The sequence below is a fragment of the Thiothrix subterranea genome, from assembly GCF_016772315.1.
In the GTDB taxonomy this organism is placed as follows: Bacteria; Pseudomonadota; Gammaproteobacteria; order Thiotrichales; family Thiotrichaceae; genus Thiothrix; species Thiothrix subterranea.
In genome coordinates this window covers 2,484,694-2,505,881 of the sequence record NZ_CP053482.1, presented here as the reverse complement: position 1 = coordinate 2,505,881, position 21,188 = coordinate 2,484,694, and the positions used below count along the sequence as shown (strand labels likewise).

At 51.4% G+C, this 21,188-nt stretch carries 18 protein-coding genes and 1 tRNA gene; 4 read left to right on the top strand and 15 right to left on the bottom strand.

Translation table 11 applies throughout. The features are described 5' to 3' along the window. Positions 1–2: 2 nt before the first annotated feature. The 13 genes from HMY34_RS12345 to HMY34_RS12285 all read right to left on the bottom strand — a co-directional run bounded on the left by HMY34_RS12345 (position 3) and on the right by HMY34_RS12285 (position 15,508). Positions 3–2,066: an HAD family hydrolase gene (locus HMY34_RS12345; protein ID WP_202715788.1), complete on the bottom strand. Its 2,064-nt coding sequence runs from the start codon at positions 2,064–2,066 to the stop codon at positions 3–5. Continuing rightward, complete coding sequence (locus HMY34_RS12340) at positions 2,051–3,412, bottom strand: glycosyltransferase (protein WP_202715787.1); 1,362 nt, start codon at positions 3,410–3,412, stop codon at positions 2,051–2,053. The genes HMY34_RS12345 and HMY34_RS12340 overlap by 16 nt, the downstream gene beginning before the upstream one ends. 51 nt (positions 3,413–3,463) lie before the next feature. After that, positions 3,464–4,351, bottom strand: coding sequence for a class I SAM-dependent methyltransferase (locus tag HMY34_RS12335; protein WP_202715786.1), 888 nt, complete (start codon positions 4,349–4,351; stop codon positions 3,464–3,466). After that, on the bottom strand, positions 4,320–5,249 hold the full coding sequence (locus tag HMY34_RS12330; RefSeq protein ID WP_202715785.1) for a lysophospholipid acyltransferase family protein: 930 nt from the start codon (positions 5,247–5,249) through the stop codon (positions 4,320–4,322). Before HMY34_RS12330 ends, HMY34_RS12335 begins: the two co-directional genes overlap by 32 nt. Next, a complete protein-coding gene (locus tag HMY34_RS12325) occupies positions 5,230–6,429 on the bottom strand; it encodes an ABC transporter ATP-binding protein (protein WP_202715784.1) in 1,200 nt (399 codons plus the stop codon). Before HMY34_RS12325 ends, HMY34_RS12330 begins: the two co-directional genes overlap by 20 nt. Next, positions 6,426–7,202, bottom strand: coding sequence for an ABC transporter permease (locus HMY34_RS12320; RefSeq protein ID WP_202715783.1), 777 nt, complete (start codon positions 7,200–7,202; stop codon positions 6,426–6,428). Before HMY34_RS12320 ends, HMY34_RS12325 begins: the two co-directional genes overlap by 4 nt. Then, on the bottom strand, positions 7,195–7,974 hold the full coding sequence (locus HMY34_RS12315; RefSeq protein WP_202715782.1) for a peptidylprolyl isomerase: 780 nt from the start codon (positions 7,972–7,974) through the stop codon (positions 7,195–7,197). The genes HMY34_RS12320 and HMY34_RS12315 overlap by 8 nt, the downstream gene beginning before the upstream one ends. Positions 7,975–8,183: 209 nt before the next feature. Beyond that, entirely contained in the window at positions 8,184–10,145 is a 1,962-nt protein-coding gene (locus HMY34_RS12310; protein ID WP_202715781.1) for a hypothetical protein, read from the bottom strand. Positions 10,146–10,291: 146 nt separating this feature from the next. Further along, a complete protein-coding gene (locus HMY34_RS12305) occupies positions 10,292–10,690 on the bottom strand; it encodes a hypothetical protein (RefSeq protein WP_202715780.1) in 399 nt (132 codons plus the stop codon). After that, positions 10,680–12,950 (bottom strand): type II secretion system secretin GspD, encoded by a 2,271-nt coding sequence (gspD, locus tag HMY34_RS12300; protein ID WP_202715779.1) that lies wholly within the window; start codon positions 12,948–12,950, stop codon positions 10,680–10,682. Before gspD ends, HMY34_RS12305 begins: the two co-directional genes overlap by 11 nt. Before the next feature lie 126 nt (positions 12,951–13,076). Further along, the gene (locus HMY34_RS12295) at positions 13,077–13,874 is read right to left on the bottom strand and encodes a hypothetical protein (protein WP_202715778.1); all 798 of its coding nucleotides are present in this window, start codon (positions 13,872–13,874) and stop codon (positions 13,077–13,079) included. Continuing rightward, entirely contained in the window at positions 13,858–14,463 is a 606-nt protein-coding gene (gspM, locus tag HMY34_RS12290; protein ID WP_202715777.1) for a type II secretion system protein GspM, read from the bottom strand. The genes HMY34_RS12295 and gspM overlap by 17 nt, the downstream gene beginning before the upstream one ends. After that, positions 14,453–15,508: a PilN domain-containing protein gene (locus HMY34_RS12285; RefSeq protein WP_202715776.1), complete on the bottom strand. Its 1,056-nt coding sequence runs from the start codon at positions 15,506–15,508 to the stop codon at positions 14,453–14,455. The genes gspM and HMY34_RS12285 overlap by 11 nt, the downstream gene beginning before the upstream one ends. Before the next feature lie 194 nt (positions 15,509–15,702). Between HMY34_RS12285 and HMY34_RS12280 the strand changes: the two genes are divergently transcribed. The 4 genes from HMY34_RS12280 (at position 15,703) to HMY34_RS12265 (ending at position 19,465) form a co-directional block, all read left to right on the top strand. Further along, positions 15,703–15,790, top strand: a tRNA-Ser gene (locus tag HMY34_RS12280). Positions 15,791–15,950: 160 nt separating this feature from the next. Further along, positions 15,951–16,796 (top strand): ethylbenzene dehydrogenase-related protein, encoded by an 846-nt coding sequence (locus HMY34_RS12275; RefSeq protein WP_202715775.1) that lies wholly within the window; start codon positions 15,951–15,953, stop codon positions 16,794–16,796. Between the two features lie 28 nt (positions 16,797–16,824). After that, the gene (locus tag HMY34_RS12270) at positions 16,825–19,161 is read left to right on the top strand and encodes a hybrid sensor histidine kinase/response regulator (RefSeq protein ID WP_202715774.1); all 2,337 of its coding nucleotides are present in this window, start codon (positions 16,825–16,827) and stop codon (positions 19,159–19,161) included. Next, the gene (locus tag HMY34_RS12265; RefSeq protein WP_202715773.1) at positions 19,142–19,465 is read left to right on the top strand and encodes an Hpt domain-containing protein; all 324 of its coding nucleotides are present in this window, start codon (positions 19,142–19,144) and stop codon (positions 19,463–19,465) included. The genes HMY34_RS12270 and HMY34_RS12265 overlap by 20 nt, the downstream gene beginning before the upstream one ends. A gap of 11 nt (positions 19,466–19,476) precedes the next feature. On the opposite strand, the gene HMY34_RS12260 is transcribed toward HMY34_RS12265, so the two are convergent. Both HMY34_RS12260 and HMY34_RS12255 read right to left on the bottom strand, forming a co-directional pair. After that, entirely contained in the window at positions 19,477–20,499 is a 1,023-nt protein-coding gene (locus HMY34_RS12260) for an ATP-binding protein (protein ID WP_202715772.1), read from the bottom strand. Further along, positions 20,496–21,185: a response regulator transcription factor gene (locus tag HMY34_RS12255; protein WP_202715771.1), complete on the bottom strand. Its 690-nt coding sequence runs from the start codon at positions 21,183–21,185 to the stop codon at positions 20,496–20,498. Before HMY34_RS12255 ends, HMY34_RS12260 begins: the two co-directional genes overlap by 4 nt. Positions 21,186–21,188 lie beyond the last annotated feature (3 nt).

Sequence of the window (21,188 nt, the reverse complement as noted above, 5' to 3'; positions counted from 1 at the left end):
TATTATTTTTTTACGGCGTGCAAATACGCGACACGAAACGCGAAATTCGCCATGCCGGTAGGAATTTTTTCAAACAGCGCATAACGCCAAGCACTGATTTCCAAGCGCTGCCACAAACGACGCGGGCGTAATAAATCGCCCCAACCCACCGCCTGATTCGCCAGCACCAACACATGGTCATGCCCAAAATCTTCGGTATGCACCAACTTCGTCAACTCCCGGATTTCTTCTGTCGTTGGGTACACCACCGCACGCTCCAGTAAACCATGCACATAAGGCAACAATTGTTGACTAGCGTACCCCGTCAGTTGCTGAACAGCGCGAAAATGCTCCCAATGGTGCAAGATGCCTTGCTGCATTTGCGCCACCAAGGGGTTACACAATATTTCCGCGTGCCGATCCGGGGCAGTATCCGCTTTCAACACCGGCACAACCCGCCCATCCTGTTCGGCATACGCAATCGTGGTGGCCTCGTGCGAACGCGCCCCTTGCTCAAAAATCTCCTCAAACTCTGCCGGAATCCGCTCACACGCATTGCCACGCCGTGAATCGTGCACAATGCCTTCGCAGGTATTATTCTCACCAAAATCCGCGTACAACTTCGGCACAAACGCAAAGTAATAGCCATGCAGTTGCGGAAAATCCGCACGCGCCCCAAACGCCTGCTTGAGGAATTTCTGCACCGTGCCATTCCAACCAATATCCACCAAGGCGATGTGCCGATGGTCAAAGAAACCCACTTGCTCCAAATAGCGCTGCAATAACGCCCGGTGCTGCTGACCCGTGGCACGAATAATCGCCTGCACATCCTGATCTTGCAGAAAATGCTGCAAGCGCACGTCATCCCAATCGTGAAGCGGCGCACTGAAATCCACAAAACCGTGCCGTGTTGCCAAAGGTTGCAACGCCGCTTCCGGCAAACCGTATACCTTGCAAACCGATGCTAAGCCCTGTTGTTTCGGGTTATAAAACGCCACCACCGCCTGTTCGCGCGTCAAACCGTCAGCCGTTGCTGCGGCGGTAATCACGCGGCGCGACAAATACACGTATTCAGCAGGAATCGTCATCCCGGTGGTGCGATACAAACGCTCAAACAAAAACCCATCACGCGCCACAAACAGCAGCTTTTCCAACGGCTTGCCTGCATTCGCTTGCTGTTGCAAACGTTCCTGCAAGCCCTGCATAAACACACTGAACGCTGGCCCTAACACATCACGCCCGTAGCGAAAAAAGAAATCACGCGGTTTCAAACTGTCTCGCTGATGGCTACGGGTTTCCACGCATTCAAAAAAATGCCGCCCCTGCCAGATGCCGCCACGTTGCGCCATTTGTGCGGACAAGGTTTGACGTTCGCGGCGACGCAATTCGGCTTTCTCATACAGCCAAATGCCTTGAATGCCAGTGCGACACGCCATGCGCCGATCGGAAATCGGATTGTCACCGATATGCACCACCTGTTGCGCCGCCAAACCTTTGACTTGCAACATTTTCTCGAACAATCGCCCGCTGTATTTCCCCAGCTTAAAATCCGCCGAGACATACACAGCGGTAAAATAATCGACAATGCCAAGGCGTAGCAGCAATTCGTGCAACATCTCGCCATCCAAATACATATCGGAGATGGCGATAATTTCAATGCCTTGTTCGCGCACCCAATCCATGAATACCTGCGCATCGCGTTTGACGTGCAAGGTAGCGGCTTCCAAATCCAATTCGGTTTGACGGATAAACGGCGCTAACGTCGCATCCGCCTCCAACCCCAGCGCCTCCACCCAACGGGTAAGCATATCGCTGTAACAACATTCATGGTCAAAACCCGCTTGCACCGCTTCCGCTCGCAATGCCTGCTCCGCTTGCTGCCGCGCTTGCCACACCGTTTCCGCCGCAAATCCAGTACGCGCACTCACTGCGCGACAGACAGCGTGTTGCACTTCAACGGGGTCGCCTACGTAACGCCCCAGCACGGTGTCAAAAATATCCAAGGAAATCATCCGAATACCGTGGAGACGCGGTTCCAGCCAGGTCCGAACGTGCCGCCAATCGCGTACAATCAGCTTTTCAGGCATACATCACCTCCGCTCCACCATTGCTTGCAACGCCGTAAGGGGCTTAACAACGCCTCGCCTAAACGGAATGCCCGACTGTTGCGCAACACCTGTTGTTGGTGTTGCAAGTGTTGAATCAAAGTGTCACGTTCGCGTATCCAGCCATCACGATCAGCGATCCATTGCTCTCTGTCCGTCATCCACCGTGCTTGATTCCCCAATATCGCCGCCTGTTGCTGAATCAAAGTATCGCGTTCCGCAATCCAGCCATCGCGCTCCGCCACCCAAGCATCCCGCTCGACCAATAAACGTTCACGCAATGCTAATTCAGCCGCTTGTTGCTGAATCAAGGTATCACGCTCAGTAATCCAACCATCTCGCTGTGCCACCCAAATATCACGTTCCATCAGCCATTGCCGGTGTTGTGCCAACTGCTGCTGTAACGCGCTAATAATGTGGTCGCGTTCCGCAATCCAGCCATCACGGTCGTGAATCAATGGCAATAATTCCTGCTCACGCGCCTGCAACCGCTGATGCACCAGCGTCAGCCATTCTTCGCGGGTATAACGGTACAAATCCTGAAGTTGGGAAGAAACCCCTTCTAGCTTCCCCTTATCAAGGGAGGAACAATGCGGCAACCAACGCAACAGCAATTGCATGTTTTCTTCAATCGCCGCCAACGGCTTTTCCCGAATGGTATTGCTCTCATGCAAACGGTAGCCCAATAACTTCTCACCGTGCAGAAAACGCACCGTAAACCCCGCTTCCAGCACCCGCAAGGCATACTCGTAATCGTGCACATAACGCAACTCGGAAAAGCCCCCTAATTGCGCATACACCCGCTGATGGAAAAAGAAATTGGAAGTCGTAATCAGAAAATTACCGCGCAATAAAGTTGCCTGAGTATCGGCGTGTGTAGCGTAGTGTTGTTTCAAGCCCTCAAACCACGCTACCCAATGCGGCTCGGCGGCTTCTTTCGGTTGGGAATCGGCATCCAGCACCGCGACATCGGTGCTAATAAAATCCAGCGACTGGCTTTGCGCCAGCGTCACCAACCGTTGCAGCCGCGTGACATCCCACACATCATCGGAATTCAGAATTGCGAGGTAGTCGCCTTGTGCCAGCCGCAACCCTTCATTTAACGTTGCCGGTGCGCCCTGATTATGCTCATGCCGAAAGCAACGTACCCGCGCATCCGGCTGTGTGGCACACGCGGCCTGAATCACTGCCCAAGAGTCGTCGGTTGAAGCATCATCAATCACAATCAGCTCGAACGCGCTAAACGTTTGCGCCAAAACCGAATCCAGCGCTTGCTGTACCCACCGAGCATGATTGTATACTGGCAGGATCACACTGACCTTAACCACAACATACCCCAACTTGTTATAATTATTACGGTTTAATCAACCATCACTGTATCATTCCAGCGTGAATCGTGACTGAATACTGCGCCACGCCGTTGCCCCACGGCGTAGCATCTGCCAACTGCGGGTCGAATACACCCGCTCCAATTCAGCGTGAGCCAATGCCAATTCCGAATGCATCCGCCCCCACGTTTGCCAAGACGCATCAATCGGTTTTAAGTGCTGCGCCTGACTGCTTCTTTCCGCGATACGTGCGGTTTCCGAAGCCAAAGGGCTGCTGGAAATAATGAACTGGTACGCAATGGCATCCGGCTCATGAAACTTTGCCAACGCCGCCGGAGTCGGTTCCAAGCCTGCGGCTTTCAGGTAGCGCGTGATCACTTCATCCGGCAAATCATGCCAAGTATAGTCAATATCATTCACCACAAAATCGGCATCTTCCAACAACGCTTGCACGCTTTCGGCGGTGAAAAACTTCAGGTGGGTGGCATCCAAAATACCGGCCGTTTCGTAATCAAAGCGCCCGTTCAATAATTCCAAGCGTACCGAGGAATGCGCAATATTGGGGATTGAAATCAATATTTGCCCCTCATCCAACAACAAGGGTTTGAGCCGTTGCAACAAGGCTTCGGGGTGTTGCAGATGCTCCAACACATCCACCAAAGTAATCACGTCAAATTTTTCGCCTTCGAGCGCATCGAGGCTGTGCGGGTCATCCAAATCTTCGGTGAATACATAATCACAATAGCGCTGGGCTTGCCAGACAATATCGGGGTTATGATCAATGCCGATAATGTGCGCTTCGCAGCGTTCACGCAGCAAACGTGACATACTGCCATCGCCACACCCCAGCTCCAGCACTTGGGCATAACGCGGCACGCGCCGCACAATTTGGCTATGGGAATGGTTGTCATCCAGCGAGTGAGCTATCACCTGAGTCATTATTATTGCTCCGTAGCAGAGGCAGTGCAGGCCATAACCACCAGTGACCGGGGCTTTCCCGAATCCGCTGTTCCAGTTGACTGGCAAGCTGTTGCATCAATACTGTTTCGTCATAATCATACGGATCCAGTAACGCAGAAAATTCTGCTCTCACCCGACCCCCGCCCAAATCACGCATAAAGAATGGCGCGATCACTGCCTTGGTTTTTTTTGCAATTCGATAAATACCGGCAGGCAGGTCAATAGTACCGCTTATAAAATTAACTGTCACTCTTCCTTTATGCGCTTCTGTGTATGGAACATCAAAAATCAATGCAATTAAGTGATCGTTCAATGCCCGATAGAGCGGACGCAACTCGTCCCCCTCCACCAAAAACGTGCCGCCCAAGGCTTGCTGCAAACGCTGCAACTTAAACAAACGGTAACGGTATTCCGCAGGGTGCAAGCCGTGGCTATTGGTATTACCCCCGTCGCGGGTAATTGTCCCCGTGGTAAAACCGTGCGCTCGCATCGCAGGCCCTGCCATCCAGAACCGTCCGAAATGCCCACCCGTCAACAGCACCCGCCTCCCCTGTCGCCGCGCCGCTGCAATGGCTGCAAAGCCTTCCAGCTCCACAATTTGCTGAATCGGCTGGTGTTGCAAATACCAGGTATCCAGCGCTTCTTGCTCCACCATGCGGTAATAATCATCAAGCCAACCCGCGAGTTGTGCGTCACTCGCTTCAGGCAATGCGCTGCGCATTTGGGCGCGAATCGACGCCGCCTCATCTGCCTTGTTACGCCGAAAAATCGTCGCCTGTTGCGCCGCCAATCCATAACCTAACACGGGCGGCAAGTGCGCATACAGCGGCAATAACACCTGATAACGCAAGGAAAAATCATCCGCTCGCCAGCGCATAGCCCACCTTTTCCCAACGGTGCGGCAACACCACTATGCCTACGCCTTGATGTTGCCCCGCTTGTTGCACCCGAAAATAGCAGCAACGTTCCCGCGAATCGTAAACATGCACCCCACTGCCATCAATCAGCCACACTTCCAAACAATAATCACCCGACAACAATGGCAAACGCTCAATCACAAATTCTGCCGCGACGATACCATCCGCCAGCGGCTGCATTTGCACCCCATCGTGCAAGGTACTGATGCCATAACATTGCACATCATCGTTACGGCGAATCACAATCCCAACGTGAACATCAGCAAGCGGACGATCGCCTTGGCTGGCTTGGATGCTGAGGCGGAACGGATCGTGGGTTTGAAAAGTGTCTTGGTTCAGTGTGACGGCGAGTAAAGAAACCCCTCCTAACCTCCCCTTGTCAGGGGAGGGACAAGATTGGGAGGGGTTTCTTCCTCTCACACTATCCTGATACGCATCCACCACCGTTTGCGCATCCCCCAGCATCCGCACCCTGCCCTGCTCCAACCACACCGCCTGACGGCACATTTCGCGCACCTGATACAGATTGTGCGAACAGAACACCAAGGTCGCGCCCTTCCCCAAAATCGCCCGCATCCGATCCAAGGATTTCTTCTGGAAGTATTGATCACCCACTGACAACGCTTCATCCACGATCAATACTGCTGGCTCAATCACCGCCGCTACCGCAAACACCAAGCGCACCACCATGCCGCTCGAATACGTTTTCACCGGCTGCTGCGCAAACTCACCCAATTCCGCAAATGCCAAGACTTCTGGCAATTTCGCCGCAATCTCCGCCTGACTCAGCCCACGCAATGCCAAACCCAACCGCGCATTGTCCACCCCGCTAAACTCTGGCTGCAAACCTGTACCCAACTCCAGCAACGCCGAACGCCTGCCGCGAATTTCACACTGACCTTCCGTCGGCGGCAAATTACCCGCCAGCATTTTCAGAAACGTGCTTTTGCCCGCGCCATTATCGCCCACAACCCCCAGTGAATCGCCCGCTTGCACCTGCAAACTCACCCCTTGCAAGGCATAAAACGGCACATGACGTGGACGCCGCAACACCCATTCCAACAAGGCATCACGCGGATGCGCATAACGCCGATACGCCACCCCCGCCACCGTCAACCGAATCGCCCAATCGGTACTCACAGCACATACCTCGCCCGCAATAGCAAGTGCTGGAACAGCCACCAACCCAATGCCAGATTAGCGCTTGCCAGTAGCAGTAACCCCAAAAAGGCTTCCCACAAAAACCGCCCTTCCAGCAACGCCGCACGGTAGCCCTCCACCAATTGCGCCAACGGATTCCACGCAAACCACGCCTGAAAACCCTCTGGTACGACGTTCAACGGGTACACAATCGGTGAAACCAGCAACAAAACCGTCAACAACGGCGGCATCATCTGCCGTAAATCGCGCAAAAACACCCCCAACACCGCCAAACCATACGCAAATGCCAGCGAAAACAGCAGCCGCACCCCCAAAAATGGCAGGTAAAACACCACACTCAATGACTCCAAACGCCCCTGCACCAGCAACCACAGTAACAACAAGCCCACCGACAACCCTTCCAATACCAACGAAACGCCCACCGGCAACAGCGGCAACACCGCAGGCGGCAACGGCGAATTCAACAATAAATCCCGCCGTTCAATCAGAAGCGCAGGCGCACGGGTTAACACCTCTGCCAAGGCATTAAACGCGGTTAAACCCGCCAATAACCATGCCGCAAACTGTGCTGAATCGGTGTTTGTCCCTAGGCGCATTTGCAAAATCTCACCGAATACCCATGCGTAAATCACCAACATAAACAACGGCGGTATTAATAACCAAAACACCCCCAATGCTGTGCCAACATAACGCTCACGCAATTCCTGACGAAACAACTGCCAAAGCAATGCTGGGGCAATGGTTTTATTCATCAGCTTGCGGCTTTAAAAAAACTGGATTAACGGTGACATCACGTTTAAATTGTTCACGCAATTGCTGGGTTAACTGTTTCACTTTGTCCGTGCGGTATTCACGTTGTAACTCTGCAATAATATTGGGTTTGACTTGCTCGAACGTTAGTGTTTCTGGCTCTTTGCGATCCAAATATTGCAATAAGTAAGCGGTATTGCCTAACACCAATACACTGCTTAACGGATCTTTTTTACCAAGTTTAGTAGCTTCATCATAAAGAGCATCCGGTACTTCACCGCGCCGAAACCAAAATGAATCGCCTTCGCGCATTTTATGCGAAGCGCTAGGTGAATTGGCAATGGCAGCGGCTTTAAAATCCAACGTACCGGCTAATACCTGAGTGCGAATTTCAGCTAATTTCTGCTTAACGGCATCCAGATTGTCTCCCACGATCGGCATTTCCACGGTGCGCACGCGCAAACGCAATGGCAATTGATACTTGTCGTGTTGATGCGCTAAATACAATTCTTGCGCACGACTGGTGAAATCCGGCATACCGGCTTCGCTGGCTTTTTCGAGTGCTAAACGCGACAGTTCCGCTTTACGAAACTCATTGACGCGCTCGTCTAACTCTGCCTGCCGCGCGGCATCTTGATCAATCCCTTGTTTGATCAACATTTCACGAATGTACAGATCTTGGAGGGTGGTTTGACGGGTTGCAATATCCATATCCTGCAAATCCAAAGATTGGAATGCCAAGGCAGGCTTTAACAAATCCTCTGAAAAAGTCATTTGTGAGTCTTTAAAAACCCATGGCGATACAGATGCAGTATCATCTGCCCAAATTAAGGGTGCAACAGCACACCACAACAATACGAGATATTGGTGTTTCATCATAGTTATTCAGCAAGCAAAACCGAAAAAACTTCCCTCTAATAAATTAAAGGGAAGCCATTGTCTCAACCTAATCGAACCAAGAAATCATTACTTAACAGTAAACATTACTTCGCATCGCTTTCACTGTGTACACGGATATAAGTATCAGTGCCTTGTGTCTTCTTGTGTGGCAATACGTCACCAAACAAGCTAGTCGCGCCGCTTTTCACATTGCCTTGAATCAAGGCAAAACCAGTGCTAGGCACACCATTGTAAATACCGTTGGTGATACCAAACCCGTTATCTGCCGATTCCCACGGGCAAGACGGCAAGGTGTCATTGGTATTGGAACGTTCGCTGGTAGAACCCAACCAAGTCGTGGCTTTGTCATCTTTATCGACCAGCTCATTACCTGTTTTAGGATCAACCAATGGGCGCATTCCATTGTCCACCAATACCGTGCCATCCAATGCCAAATAATGTGCGCTATTATCTTGCGTCATTAATGTTTTGTACGGGTTAATGGGTGCGGTATTTAGGATCAACCCAGTTTTGTAATCCACTTTACATACGCGAGTTTCAGTATGCGGCCACCACATGCTCAGCCAATAGTCATTCGCATACGTCATGCGCGACCAACCACTGACGAAGTTATTAACGTTGACGAAATCGTCTAAGTCATACTTGCCAGCCGGATCCAACACGCCCTTCTCATTCGCAGTACGTGTTTTACCCGCAGGCAACATGTGATTGCTCACTAAGGCGGTTTTAGTGGAATTATAGTCTTTGTCTTTGCTGGTAAAGGTCAATACATTGACCTCACGTTCTAAGACACGCGGGATAAAGACGTTAGGTGAGAAGTTTGCATCTTTAATACGGGTTTCTTCACGGTCATAAATATCACGGTCGAATGAAGCCCGCACATCAGGATAACGTTTGCAATCGTTATTGCCTAAATCTTGCGGTTTGATTTGTGCACCGTGGGCGTCTTCACACACGTATTCGCCAGTCGGCTTATTGCTGGAATCCAGAACCTTAACTTTGGTCAACTGTTCTTCGCTGTGACGGTTGAAGATACCCAATTTTTTCATTGGGAATGTCACTACCCAGTCAGTATGACCATCATAACCCGTTGATGGATCAACAAAGTACTCATTCATAATATTGCGAGACAATAAGGCATGAGCCACTGGATACGGGTTCAAACCGCAAGCCGGTGTAATCGGATCCCCATCATTTAAACAAGGGTCATTTTCCAGTTTATTCCACAGCGTTGTAACCCACGTTGGATTACTGTTATTCGCACCGGGAACCAATACTTCACTGGTCATGACATCACCGGAAGCCAACGATGGAATATCAAAGTTCAGTGGATCATCAGGCAATGTATGCTGTGAACTTTTGCTGTAATTGTCCAACGCTACCGGGTCAATCGCATTAGCCGTACCGTTGGCAACGTCAATAATTGCGGAGGAACCAAACAAACCACCAGCCGGTGGGTTCAAACCAGTTCTGGATAATTTTACTGCGCCGTTGGCTACAGCGCTACAGTTAGACGGTTTGCCAGCATTGTGTAATGCACCGGCTGCGATTGCGCCATCCTTGACTTCACCCATTTCGATGACTTCGACATAGCCTTCCAACGTATCTTCAGCGGTCACGTTAGTGAACATCTGATAGCCTTTGAAGGCTTGCTCTGATTCACAACCCGGATCCGCACAAGTAGCAGCCATTTCCTCTGGGTAAGTACAGCTACGGTCAGTCGTGGAAATCGAACCAACACCGTTAGCGTCTTTTTGAATGCTGCCAGTCCAAACGTCTTGAGGCGACATATAAATGTTGAAGTCCAATACGTCTTTACTGGTTTTCCCTTCATTAAAGCGAATACGGACGGCTTTGGTTTGATCAGTGGAGTTCACCAGATTAATATTGGTGACATACCCTTCCTGCGCATTAAAATAAGGGAATAGCAGAACCTGTCCCGTGCCTTCTGGATTAACATGCACTGCCTGAACGCTCGTGATGCCCCCCACAATGCCAAGAATGCCAGTTGCGACACTGATGGCGACTTTATTTTTCTTGAACACTTACGTGCCTCCTTGTTCTATCTTTATATATTGTTGACGGAGTATTGAAAGATTTGTTGTTTAAATTTACGGATTTTCAGACTCACACATTCCTGAAAACGACTCAATCATTATACGTTATTAATCAATATTTTTAATGAATACCTTTACTTTTTCACGTACCGCCAGTCTGAAAACCAACTGTCCTTGATCCATGTTTCTTTCACAATATCGCTGGTATCCACGGGCTGACTTAGCCCACGCATTTTCAACGACACCGTGACCTTAACATCAACCGAACAGCGCTTGCCGGATGCTTCACACTCGACTTTTTGCACCTGCGCTTTGCTCCACAACCCGGTGCTCGGCGTATTCCGCTGGAACACATCAAACGGCGTCGTGGCTTGAAACGCCTCGGTGTAGTACCCGTATGCCTGCTCAAGATTACCCTTGATCAATGCATCCCAACGTTGTTCTGCGTACCCAGTCAGCACCGACTCTGCTGGGCTGCACGCTGCCAGCAATGCACTTGCCAGCAACACAGAGACTGTATTTTTAATCAACATATTGCCCCTTCAATTGCGGTAAAAACTTATCGCCATCCATCAAACCCTGCATACGTTCGCGCATTTCCTCGCCGGTTTTGACCAAATCGCGCTGGCTCTTGATCGCCGTGGGGGTAATCAACACCAGTAATTCGGTGCGTTTGCCGCCGCTGCTATTCGCGCTGAACAAATTACCCACCACCGGCACCTTGCTCAAACCCGGCACGCCGTTGCGCCCTTGGGTATTGTTATCGCGAATCAAACCGCCCAACACAATGGTTTCACCGCTTTTAACCGCGACCGTACTTTTAATATTACGCTGCAAGAAACTGCGGTTGCCGGTGGCGGAATCAATTTCGCCCACGTCCGTAATGTCTTGCTGAATGTCCATTTTCACCAAACCGTTGCTGTTCACCTGCGGCGTCACTTGCAAAGAAACCCCGGTGTCTTTGTATTGCACCGTGGTCGCCGTGGTCAAGCTCGTGCCATTGCCATTCGGCGAAGAAAGGCTGCCCGTAAACACCGGCTGCTGATCCCCCACTTTAATCGAAGCGGTCTGATTATCCAGCACCAAAATCGACGGCGATGACAAGACCCGTACTTTCGATTCCCGTGCCAAGGCATTCAGCGCCCCCATCACCCGTTCCGCGCCCAAGGTTGCCGAGAACGAGAAGCCACCCGGTGTCATATAACCATTGCTACCCGAAGCCAGCCCACCAACACCATTAGAACCAAAGGCGTTGCCGTCATTCTTGAAATACCACTGCAAACCGTATTCCAAGCCATCGGTCAAGGTCACTTCCATAATGGAGGCTTCCACTTGCACCTGCATCGGCATCACATCCAGCCGCTTGAGCGATTCCTGAATCTGGCGATAAGCATCTTCGGTCGACATAATCATCAACGAGTTGTTGGTCTTGTCTGCCACGATGCGTACTTCCGCATCCGGGTTAATGCTCACCCCGCCACTGCCGGAATCACCCAACATGGTTTTCAAAGGTTCAGCCGCCACCGGCTGACCATCAGCCCCCACGGTGGCTGGCTCTAAGCCCGGCGCAAGGCTGGATGCATTGTTCCCCGGTAAAGCGCTTTTGCCACTGCTGCTTTTCTTGCCGCCAAAGATTTGATTCAGCATATCCGCCAAGTGCTCAGCGTTACCGTTTTGCACGTGGTAAACGAACAATTGTTGACCCGCCGTTTGGCTGGCCTGATCGAAACGGTCTACCCAGTCTTTCATATCCTTCAAGTAATCGGCGTTGGCAGAAATAATCATAATGCTGTTCATGTGCTCAATCGGCATGATTTTAATCATGCCTGCCATCGGGCTATTGCCGCTTTCCCCAAACAGCGCATCCAGATTTTTCGCCACCACGCCCGCTTCGACGTTTTTGACACGGTACAAACCGACGGACATGCCTTTCAGCACATCCACGTCAAAGGTCTTAATCGTCGCCATTAAATTCGCCAGTTCGGAGCTAGTTCCCGCCAATACCAACATATTGCGGTTTGGGTCAACCCGCACAAAGGCGTCTGGGCTGGCCAGTGGTTCCAGTATTTTTTGCATTTCCGCCACCGGGATATAGCGCAACGTTACCACCTGCATACTGTAACCAGGCTTAATCTGACCGGTGGATGGCATAAAACCACGCCCCTTCAGATTGGCACGCGCCGCGACCCGATAATTGCCGGTATCGTCTTTATAAAGCACCGCCCCTTGGCTTTGCAGCAAGGATTCTAAGGTAGGAATTAAGGCACTGCGATCAATCGGATCAGTGGAATTGATGGTCACTTCGCCCTCGACCCCCGGCTCCACGGTGTAGGTTTCTTTGAGAATATCCCCTAACACCACTTTCACCACTTCACGGATACTGGCACGCTCGAAATTGAGGGCAATGCCCGCTTCATCGCCACGTTTACTGGCAGCGGCGGCGGGACGTTTCACATCAGTACGGTAATAATCTTGGCTACCGAGGATCAATTCCACATCTGCGTCTTTTCCAGAGCGCGAGGTGGCATTACCCGCTGACATCGAATCCCAAGCAGGTGTTACATGATTGTCTTCTTGATAGCCGACTGTTTTGATGCCGCCCGTGTCGGCTGGGCGCAACACCGGGCGTGATAGACCGACGGCAGCGGGTTCCAATTCTTTCACTGCGTTACTGCGCTGGAAACCGGCACTTTTGATATTGTTGCGATAACCCGGACTGCCTTTGATGGATGTGCAAGCGGACATGAGTACCGCTACGCTGACCAGCCCTACAATGCTGCTCTTGTGTTTCACAAAGCTAACCCCATTTTTTTATTTTTATTCTAAGACCCGATCTAACTAACGCCGTCAGGTTTGATTTTACTTATACTAATGGTTTGTAAATTTAATAAAAAGTACTGTTTGTCGGATAATTTATGCCTATTGTGAGGGTGGCGGTGCTGACGCCGGGTTCTCACCGGTTAAACCGCCCCAACGTGAAGCCATCAAACGTTGCCGTGCCTCCAACGCATCTTGTACCGATAACGCAGGCGGCTGCTTTTGCGCATCCGCCGGAAATGGCATCCCCACCGCTGCCGCCATATTCGCTATATTCGCCGCATTCGCGGTTGGCAAGGTGGATGGTAACGGTGCGGCGGCGGCTGGTTGCGTCACTGCCTGCTGTTGCGCGACCACTTGCTGCCGCACTATCCGGGCTTGTGCCATTTGCGGGTTTTCTTGCGGCGCGGAAAAATCCGCCACTAACGGAATTTCTTGCTGCTGATCGCCAAGTGCTAAGAACACACGGTCAGGATCAATGCCCTTCACCGCCCAAGCGCCCCAGGTATCCCCGGTGCGTAGCTGCACCGTGCCGCCCGCTGCATTTTCCATCATGGCAAACAAGCTATTGCCCAAATCCACGATGCCGATCAAACGCCCTTCCGGTAGCGTGGTATCGACAGGTGTGGACACAATCACCGGCGCTTCCAGCTTTTCGGGTTCTATTTTTTTGCGGCTTTCCCAAAACAAGGGAGCACTCACCATTTGCGCATAACGGTTTAAATCGGGCGCATCCAGCGCACTGGCATCAGGGATTTTCACACTGACAGCACTGGATTGCTGCGACTGTTCGGCTTCCAACAGTTTCAGGCTCACCAAACTCCAGCCGGTGCTACCTAACAATACTGCCGCACCCAACCACAATAAAGATTGTATCGGTGGTTTAATCAAGCGCTTCATATTGCACCTCCCCGCCGCGCCAATAGGTTGAAATTTGCACTTCGGCTTTCACCATTTGCGTTTTTTCGTCCTCAGAACCCATGGGTTTAACATCAAGGCTTTCCACAAACATGAGCGGACGCGCTTGATACGCCTGATGCAAGACTTCACGCAATAACGCCGGTTCGCTCTGAAAAACCGCTTTCACCATCACCCGTTGATACGCGGTATTCGCTTGCTCTGCCTCGGTTTGCTGCGCATCCAATACTTCCGAACTCAGCAATACGCCGTTGTCACGGGTAATCACGGTTGCCAGATTCTTCTGCAACTCTTTGGCCACCTGCGCCGAGGTCATGCCTGCGGGGTAAAACAATTTATCCAAACCGTTTTGCTGCACGCGCTCGTATTCCGCCATGAATTCCGGCGTAGCGGCTGCCATTTGCCGAAAGCGGGTAAGCTGTTCATAGCCGGTTTCAATGCGTTCGCTCAACTCCCACGACTTTTGCACGCTAGGAATCACCACCAGAAACAGCCCGATGACCAGCAACAACGCCAATAAACTCCAGGCCAGCAACACCTGATGCTGCTGCCAGAATGCCTTATTCAGCATGAGGAACCTCCAAGGTCGCTTCGATATGGAAACGGTCACGCCCATTGTCTTTATTGCGGGTCACAGGCGATTTAAAACGCACTGCGGTAAACTCAGCCGCATCTTCCAACGTATCAATGAGGCTCAATGCCATCCCCGATTCGCCACGAATTTCCAGCTTATCGCCTTGCATTTCCAAACGTTCCAACCAAGTATGTTCGGGAATCATTGCCGACAGGGTTTCCACCACATCCAACGCCATGGGTGAGGTTTTGCGCTTTGACTCTATAAAGGTTAGTGCCTCTTCAGCAGCCACCAGCTTTTCACGAATCGCCAATTGTTCCGCTGAATTGCTGCGCACTTCGGCTAAGGCGGTTTCAATCTGATCCACCCGGCGGTATTTATAACCCAATGGCACCGCCAACGAGAGCACCAATGCCCCCAGAAAAGCGTACAGCGGAATCCGCGACCAACCTTGTGTATTCTTAGAATCTTGGCGAGCGGCGAGATTAATGCCTTTATCGGCCCCTGCGACCGACACCACCCGCACCGGCTCTACCCCAATATCGGCTAATAAGCGGTTAAAGCGTTCCACCACATGCTTGGGAACTACAAAAATGTCCGCAAGGATTTCTTTGCGGCCTTTATCGTGCTGCGCCACACGCGCATCAAACAGCGCACTGTCAGCCGTGAACGGCGTCAAGCGATCCAATTGATAACTCAATACTTGTTGCAGATTTTCTTTAACGGCTTCCGGGAAATGGTGTTGCAGCGCCAATACTTGGCTTTTCCCCAAACACAATTCCACCTCATAAGGCTTGCCGTTAGCGGCAGCGGGCAGCAAATCGCTGTGTTGAGTATTGCCACCTTGTAATGCAAATTGACCGCGCATTTGTGATTTGCCGTCCTGCGACCACTGCACATCGACACTGTGTCCGTCGTGCGTGTGCAAGACCAAGCGCGGCAAGGCGGTGCGAAACAGTTTGCGAGCGGCGTTAGGGAGACCGTTGTATAAGCCTTCACCCCACCAGCGTATGAATGTTTGAAATGTTGGAATCAATGCCATGGCTGTTTATTTAGCTTTTATTTATTGTTATGAACCCCGTATTTCACTCTAGCGCATCCCCGCCACGCTGTCGAACCTTAGCCGACCAACTGCATATTTCGCCCTGCCGCGTGAAAATCCGGTTCCACGGTTTACAAGCCACGGCTGCTGCGTTACGATTGCGCCCTTGATTTTGCCCTTGTGTAAAATCTCGCGGAGAGGTGTCCGAGTGGTCGAAGGAGCACGCCTGGAAAGTGTGTATACGGCAACGTATCAAGGGTTCGAATCCCTTTCTCTCCGCCAATATTTAAAAGCCCCGTACAGTCAATGACTTACGGGGCTTTTTTTTGACCAAAAATAACTTATTTCAATTAAATAGTTTTATTGATACCATTCTGATAAATACTAGACACAATGTTCACGCAGCTACTAATACATTCAAAAATAAGCGGGGATACAGCGCATGAAACACCCATTACTGATGGCATCAGCTTACATCTTATGCAGCACACTGAGCTTGGCTCATGCTGAAACACCAACGATCAAGATCAATACACTCAAAGCCGCGCCCCAACTCGACGGTTCAGCCGAGGATTGGCAAGACATTGCTGCCAGTACGATCAAGCTCACCTATGTCGGTCAACCTGAACGCACCAAAACCGTCTTATTGAAAGCGGGCGTTTTCGGCGATGAAGTCTTTTTCCACACCGAATGGGAAGACAGCACCCAAGACATTCAGCATAAACCCAGCATTTGGGATGAAGCCCAACAAAAATACGTCGAAGGCTCCCAACTCGAAGACCGCTTTGCCATGGAATTTGCCATGGAAGGTGATTACGACGCCAATTGGTTGTCTGGCAAAGAATTCACCTCTGATATGTGGAACTGGAAAGCGGCACGTACCAACCCCATCGGCATTAGCCATGACAAAATCACCGTCATCAGCAAACAGCCCATGGCTGAATCGTACAAAACCACCTTGCCAGACGGTTCAAACTTATACATCAATCGCCCTACCGACATGGGCGTTGAACCCTATGCAACCAAACGCTATTTTAAAAAACAACAAGACTTAATGCCCAAATACGTTCCACAGGAAAAACTCCCTGCCGGAGCCGATGACGTCAAAGCAAAAGGCGTATGGAAAGACGGACGCTGGTCTTTGGAACAACGCCGCAAGCTCAATACGGGTCATGAGGATGATGTGCAATTCACCGTAGGCAATCCCGTCAAAGGCGCAGTGGCAGTGTTTGACCACGATGACAGTGCCCATCACTTTATTTCAGAGACACTGACTTTTGCGTTTTAACACCCACAATAACAACGAATAATTGATTATGCGCGTTTTCAATAACTTACGGATACTGCAAATTATTGACAGTACGTTTCTTATCGCATTGTTGGGAATTATTGCCGTATTGCTGTGGTTTCATCTCACCGACATATCCAGCCAAGTGCGCCAGAATATGCAGGTGTCGAATACCTCGTTGCAGCAATCCCATGCCTCATTCATGCGCCAGCTCGAACTGGAAACCGCCATTGATCAACAACGCGCAACGTTTGACCAGTTAAACGATGAATTCTTCAAGTTTGCGTTTAACCCCGACAGTACGCCGGATAATCTGCCGCTGTTGCACCAACTTAGCCAAACATTGCAACAACAAGGTCAACAACTCTTAGCCGTCTGGCCAATTGATGACCGCCCAGACCTGAAAGCCAACTACGAAGAAGTCATTGGCATCATGTCCAACCTTAGTACCGAGCTAGAAGGCTTGAACTCCCCGCATTGGCGGCAACTCGCGGCGGATGCACGCGATACCGCCAATCAAGCGAAGGATTTGATGGCAGAAATTGAAAAAATCGACAATCAATTAGGGCAAGAAATTGGCGATACCATTCTGCAATCCATCCAAAGTACCGATGCCAGCACCACACAGATGGCGGAACAACTCACGTATTTAAAACAACGCGCCTTGTGGGGAACACTGGGCATTATTGTGTTGCTGATTATTAGCCGCTTGTATTTTTCGACGCGCTTCCAACACATGACCCAAACGGCGCAAACGGCGCAAAAAATCGCCGAAGATGCGGTCAAAACCAAAGCCCGCTTCCTCGCCACCATGAGCCACGAAATCCGCACCCCGATGAACGGCGTGATCGGCATGACGCGCTTGCTAATGAATACGCCCATGAGCAAAAAGCAAACCGAATTCGTGGACAGCATTCACCTCAGCGGCGAACACTTGCTCACCGTCATCAATGACGTGTTGGATTTTTCCAAGATTGAAGCGGGCAAACTCGATCTCAAGCGCGAACCGTTTGAATTACGTGCGTGTATTGAAGAAATTCTCAACCTGCTCAATGCCAAAGCCCTCGAAAAAAATCTGGAACTGGCTTATGCCGTGGGGCCGTCTATTCCGCTGTTCATCGAAGGCGACATGGTGCGTTTGCGGCAAATTTTAACCAATCTAATCGGTAACGCCATCAAGTTTACCGACAGCGGTGAAATCACCGTGTTTGTTATCCCGCGCAGCCATCACAATGACGCTTACGAACTCGAATTCCAGATCAACGACACCGGCCCCGGCATTCCAGCCGACAGGCTAGAAAACATTTTCGAGCAATTCAGCCGTGCTGATGAAACCCTCAGCCGTCGGCACGAAGGCACAGGGCTGGGGCTGGCGATTTCACGCCACCTTGTCGAGATGATGGGCGGCAAAGTCTGGGCAGAAAGCACGGTAGGCGTCGGCAGCCGTTTTCATTTCACCATCAAAACCCGCCAAGCCAACGGCAAACTCAAACCGTTTTTGCACACCAATATCCCTGAAATTATCGGCAAGCGTCTGTTAGTGGTAGAAAATAATCCCGCCAGCAGCCAAGCCATGCAAGACGTTTGCCATGGCTGGGGTGCGAGCGTAGACACTGCCAGCACCGCTGCCGATGCCATCAGCCGCCTCGCCATCGGCAAGCCTTATGACATTGCCCTCATCGAAAGCAACTTGCCCGGCGATGCCCCACTGGAATTAGCAAAATACATTCGCCAACGCTTCAGCAAGCAAGAATTGCCGCTGATTCTGATTGCGCCCCCCAATGACCGCCACCCCAAAGAAACGGTGCGCGAACTCTACAACCTGTACCTTACCAAGCCGCTGACCCGCAGCCGTTTATTTGACAGCCTCATGACGGTATTGGGAGAACTCAATCTGGTCAGCAATCGCCCAGAAAAATCCCCCCTCAAATTGGGCGAACGTTTGCCACTCAGCATTCTGTTAGCAGAAGACAACCCCATCAACCAAATTGTCGCCTCGTCCATCTTGGATGAAATGGCTTACAAAGTTGACCTTGCCGAAAGCGGCCTCGAAGCCCTGCAAGCCCTGCGCAAAAAAGCCTACGACGTGATTTTCATGGACATGCAAATGCCGGATATGGACGGCCTCGAAGCCACCCGCCGCATTCGCGCGGATTTCCCGCTGGATCAACAACCGATCATCATTGCCATGACCGCGAATGCCATGGAAGGCGACCGGCAAGAATGCCTGCAAGCAGGGATGAATGATTACATTAGCAAACCCGTATTGCCCGAAGCTGTCGAAATCGCCCTGCAATACTGGTGCACACCCAACAACCGCTATCAGCCTCGCGAGGAAGCCAATCATGCCATTAGTAGCTACTGAAGCACTCCAACAGCTCCCGGCCGCTATTTTACCGCGCCTCATTCAACTGTTTGGCAGCACCACCCCGGCGATGCTCACCAATATTCGCCAACACGCCGACAGCGGCAACCTCATCGAACTCGGCAAAGCTGCCCACAAACTCAAAGGTTCGTGCGTCAGCCTCGGCGCGGTGCAAATGAGCGACCTTTGCAAAACCTTGCAACACAAAGGCGAAAGTGGCGATGCCAGCGGCGTTAATGCCTTGGTCACGGAACTGGAAACCTTGTATCCCGCCACCTTACAAGCATTGCAACAAGCCGTTTAAAAGATACTGGTTTAAAACGTAACCGTTACGCGCAAGCCGCCCAGTTGCGTGGAACGCGCAAACACCAACGTGCCACCGTACAATTTGGTAATGTCTTTGCAAATCGACAGCCCCAACCCGTGGCCTTCGACGCTTTCATCCAGCCGCACCCCGCGTGCCGCCATTTGCTGTAATTCAGCCTCGGTGCGCCCGTTGCCATCGTCTTCCACGCTAATCTGCACTTTGCCCGCGACACGGCTGATTTGGCAACACACCTGTTGCTGCGCCCATTTGCAGGCGTTATCCAGCAAATTTCCCAGCAATTCCAGCATGTCTTCGCGGTCGCCGAAACGGGTAATCGTCGGGGCAATCTCCAGCGTAATGCAGCGCGGGGATTTGTGGTGTACCTGTGCCAACACCTCCACCAGCACGGGCAATTCCACACGCGGGTCAAAGCGTTGCGTGGTATTACCAAGACCTGCCATACGCGCACGTTTAAGTTCACGCTCGGTCAATTGGCGGATGCGTTCGGCTTGCAATTGCGCCTGCTGATGGCTGGTCGCTGATATGTCAGCATCAAGGTGTTGCGTGAGTAAATTGAGCGGGGTTTTCAGCGCGTGCGCCAGATTGCCTAACGCATTGCGGGAACGTTCCAAACGCTCCTGCATCAAGCTTAACAGATGGTTGAATTCCTTGATAATCGGGTAAATTTCCGCAGGCACGGCCTCATTGAGCTTATTGATATTGCCCGCATCAAGCTGTTGTAATTCCGCACGAATGTAATCCAAACGTCGAAAAGTTCGGCGGATAACAATACCCTGAATCACCAAAATCAATGCAATACCCGCTGCCGCCAATAACGGAAATAACCACTTGAAACGCTGCGGACGGTGTTGCGTCGCGTCTGGCACAAACACCACCCCCGCCGAATGCACATTTTGCGTTGTTCCTTCAAAAAACCAGGGCAACGCCAGCCCTACCCCCCAAATCAACGCCATCACCAACACCAAAATAATTGCAAGATTGACCTGCAACTGACGTTCCAACGACTTCATACGGGTAGCTCCGGCTTGTCAGGATCAATAAAAATATACCCCTGCCCACGGCGCGTTTGAATACGCCAATCCCCCAACTTGCGGCGCAAATGGCGCACGTAGACTTCGATCACATTGCTATCACGGTCAAAATCTTGCTCGTAAACGTGTTCGGTTAAACGTGATTTGGTGAGAATCCGACCGGGGTGCAACATGAAATAGCGTAACAAACGAAACTCTGTCCCCGTCAACTCGAAAACCTCACCGGCTGGCGTGGTAACTTGCTGGTGTGCCTCATCCAATTGCAGCCCGCAGCAATGCAGCTTTTGGTCGGGAACTGCCGCTTGCAAATTACGACGAATCAACGCCTGCACCCGCACCAACAATTCCTCAAAATGAAACGGCTTGCCGAGGTAATCGTCTGCCCCGGCTTTGAAACCGTCCACCCGTTCGTGCCAGGCATCGCGTGCGGTGAGGATAATCACCGGCACACGATTGCCGCGCTGCCGCCAGTGTTGCAAGACCTCCAGCCCGCTGCGTTGCGGCAAACCGAGGTCGAGAATCACCGCATCGTAAGGCGTTTCGTCGCCCATGAATTCACCATCCACGCCATTGTTGGCAATGTCCACCGCGAAGCCTTCACGTTTCAAGCGCGTGTGCAAACTGCTGCTGAGTTCGGTGTCGTCTTCGACCAATAATAGGCGCATGGC

Bases quoted from the DNA above. Each gene is read 5' to 3' on its own strand.
- HMY34_RS12270 (WP_202715774.1), top strand. From the start codon at position 16,825: ATGCGCGTTTTCAATAACTTACGGATACTGCAAATTATTGACAGTACG.
- HMY34_RS12285 (WP_202715776.1), bottom strand. From the start codon at position 15,508: ATGGCATTGATTCCAACATTTCAAACATTCATACGCTGGTGGGGTGAA.
- HMY34_RS12345 (WP_202715788.1), bottom strand. From the start codon at position 2,066: ATGCCTGAAAAGCTGATTGTACGCGATTGGCGGCACGTTCGGACCTGG.
- HMY34_RS12330 (WP_202715785.1), bottom strand. From the start codon at position 5,249: ATGCGCTGGCGAGCGGATGATTTTTCCTTGCGTTATCAGGTGTTATTG.
- HMY34_RS12260 (WP_202715772.1), bottom strand. From the start codon at position 20,499: ATGAAGTCGTTGGAACGTCAGTTGCAGGTCAATCTTGCAATTATTTTG.
- HMY34_RS12305 (WP_202715780.1), bottom strand. From the start codon at position 10,690: ATGTTGATTAAAAATACAGTCTCTGTGTTGCTGGCAAGTGCATTGCTG.
- HMY34_RS12335 (WP_202715786.1), bottom strand. From the start codon at position 4,351: ATGACTCAGGTGATAGCTCACTCGCTGGATGACAACCATTCCCATAGC.
- gspM (WP_202715777.1), bottom strand. From the start codon at position 14,463: ATGCTGAATAAGGCATTCTGGCAGCAGCATCAGGTGTTGCTGGCCTGG.
- HMY34_RS12320 (WP_202715783.1), bottom strand. From the start codon at position 7,202: ATGAATAAAACCATTGCCCCAGCATTGCTTTGGCAGTTGTTTCGTCAG.
- HMY34_RS12265 (WP_202715773.1), top strand. From the start codon at position 19,142: ATGCCATTAGTAGCTACTGAAGCACTCCAACAGCTCCCGGCCGCTATT.
- HMY34_RS12315 (WP_202715782.1), bottom strand. From the start codon at position 7,974: ATGACTTTTTCAGAGGATTTGTTAAAGCCTGCCTTGGCATTCCAATCT.
- HMY34_RS12295 (WP_202715778.1), bottom strand. From the start codon at position 13,874: ATGAAGCGCTTGATTAAACCACCGATACAATCTTTATTGTGGTTGGGT.
- HMY34_RS12275 (WP_202715775.1), top strand. From the start codon at position 15,951: ATGAAACACCCATTACTGATGGCATCAGCTTACATCTTATGCAGCACA.
- HMY34_RS12255 (WP_202715771.1), bottom strand. From the start codon at position 21,185: ATGCGCCTATTATTGGTCGAAGACGACACCGAACTCAGCAGCAGTTTG.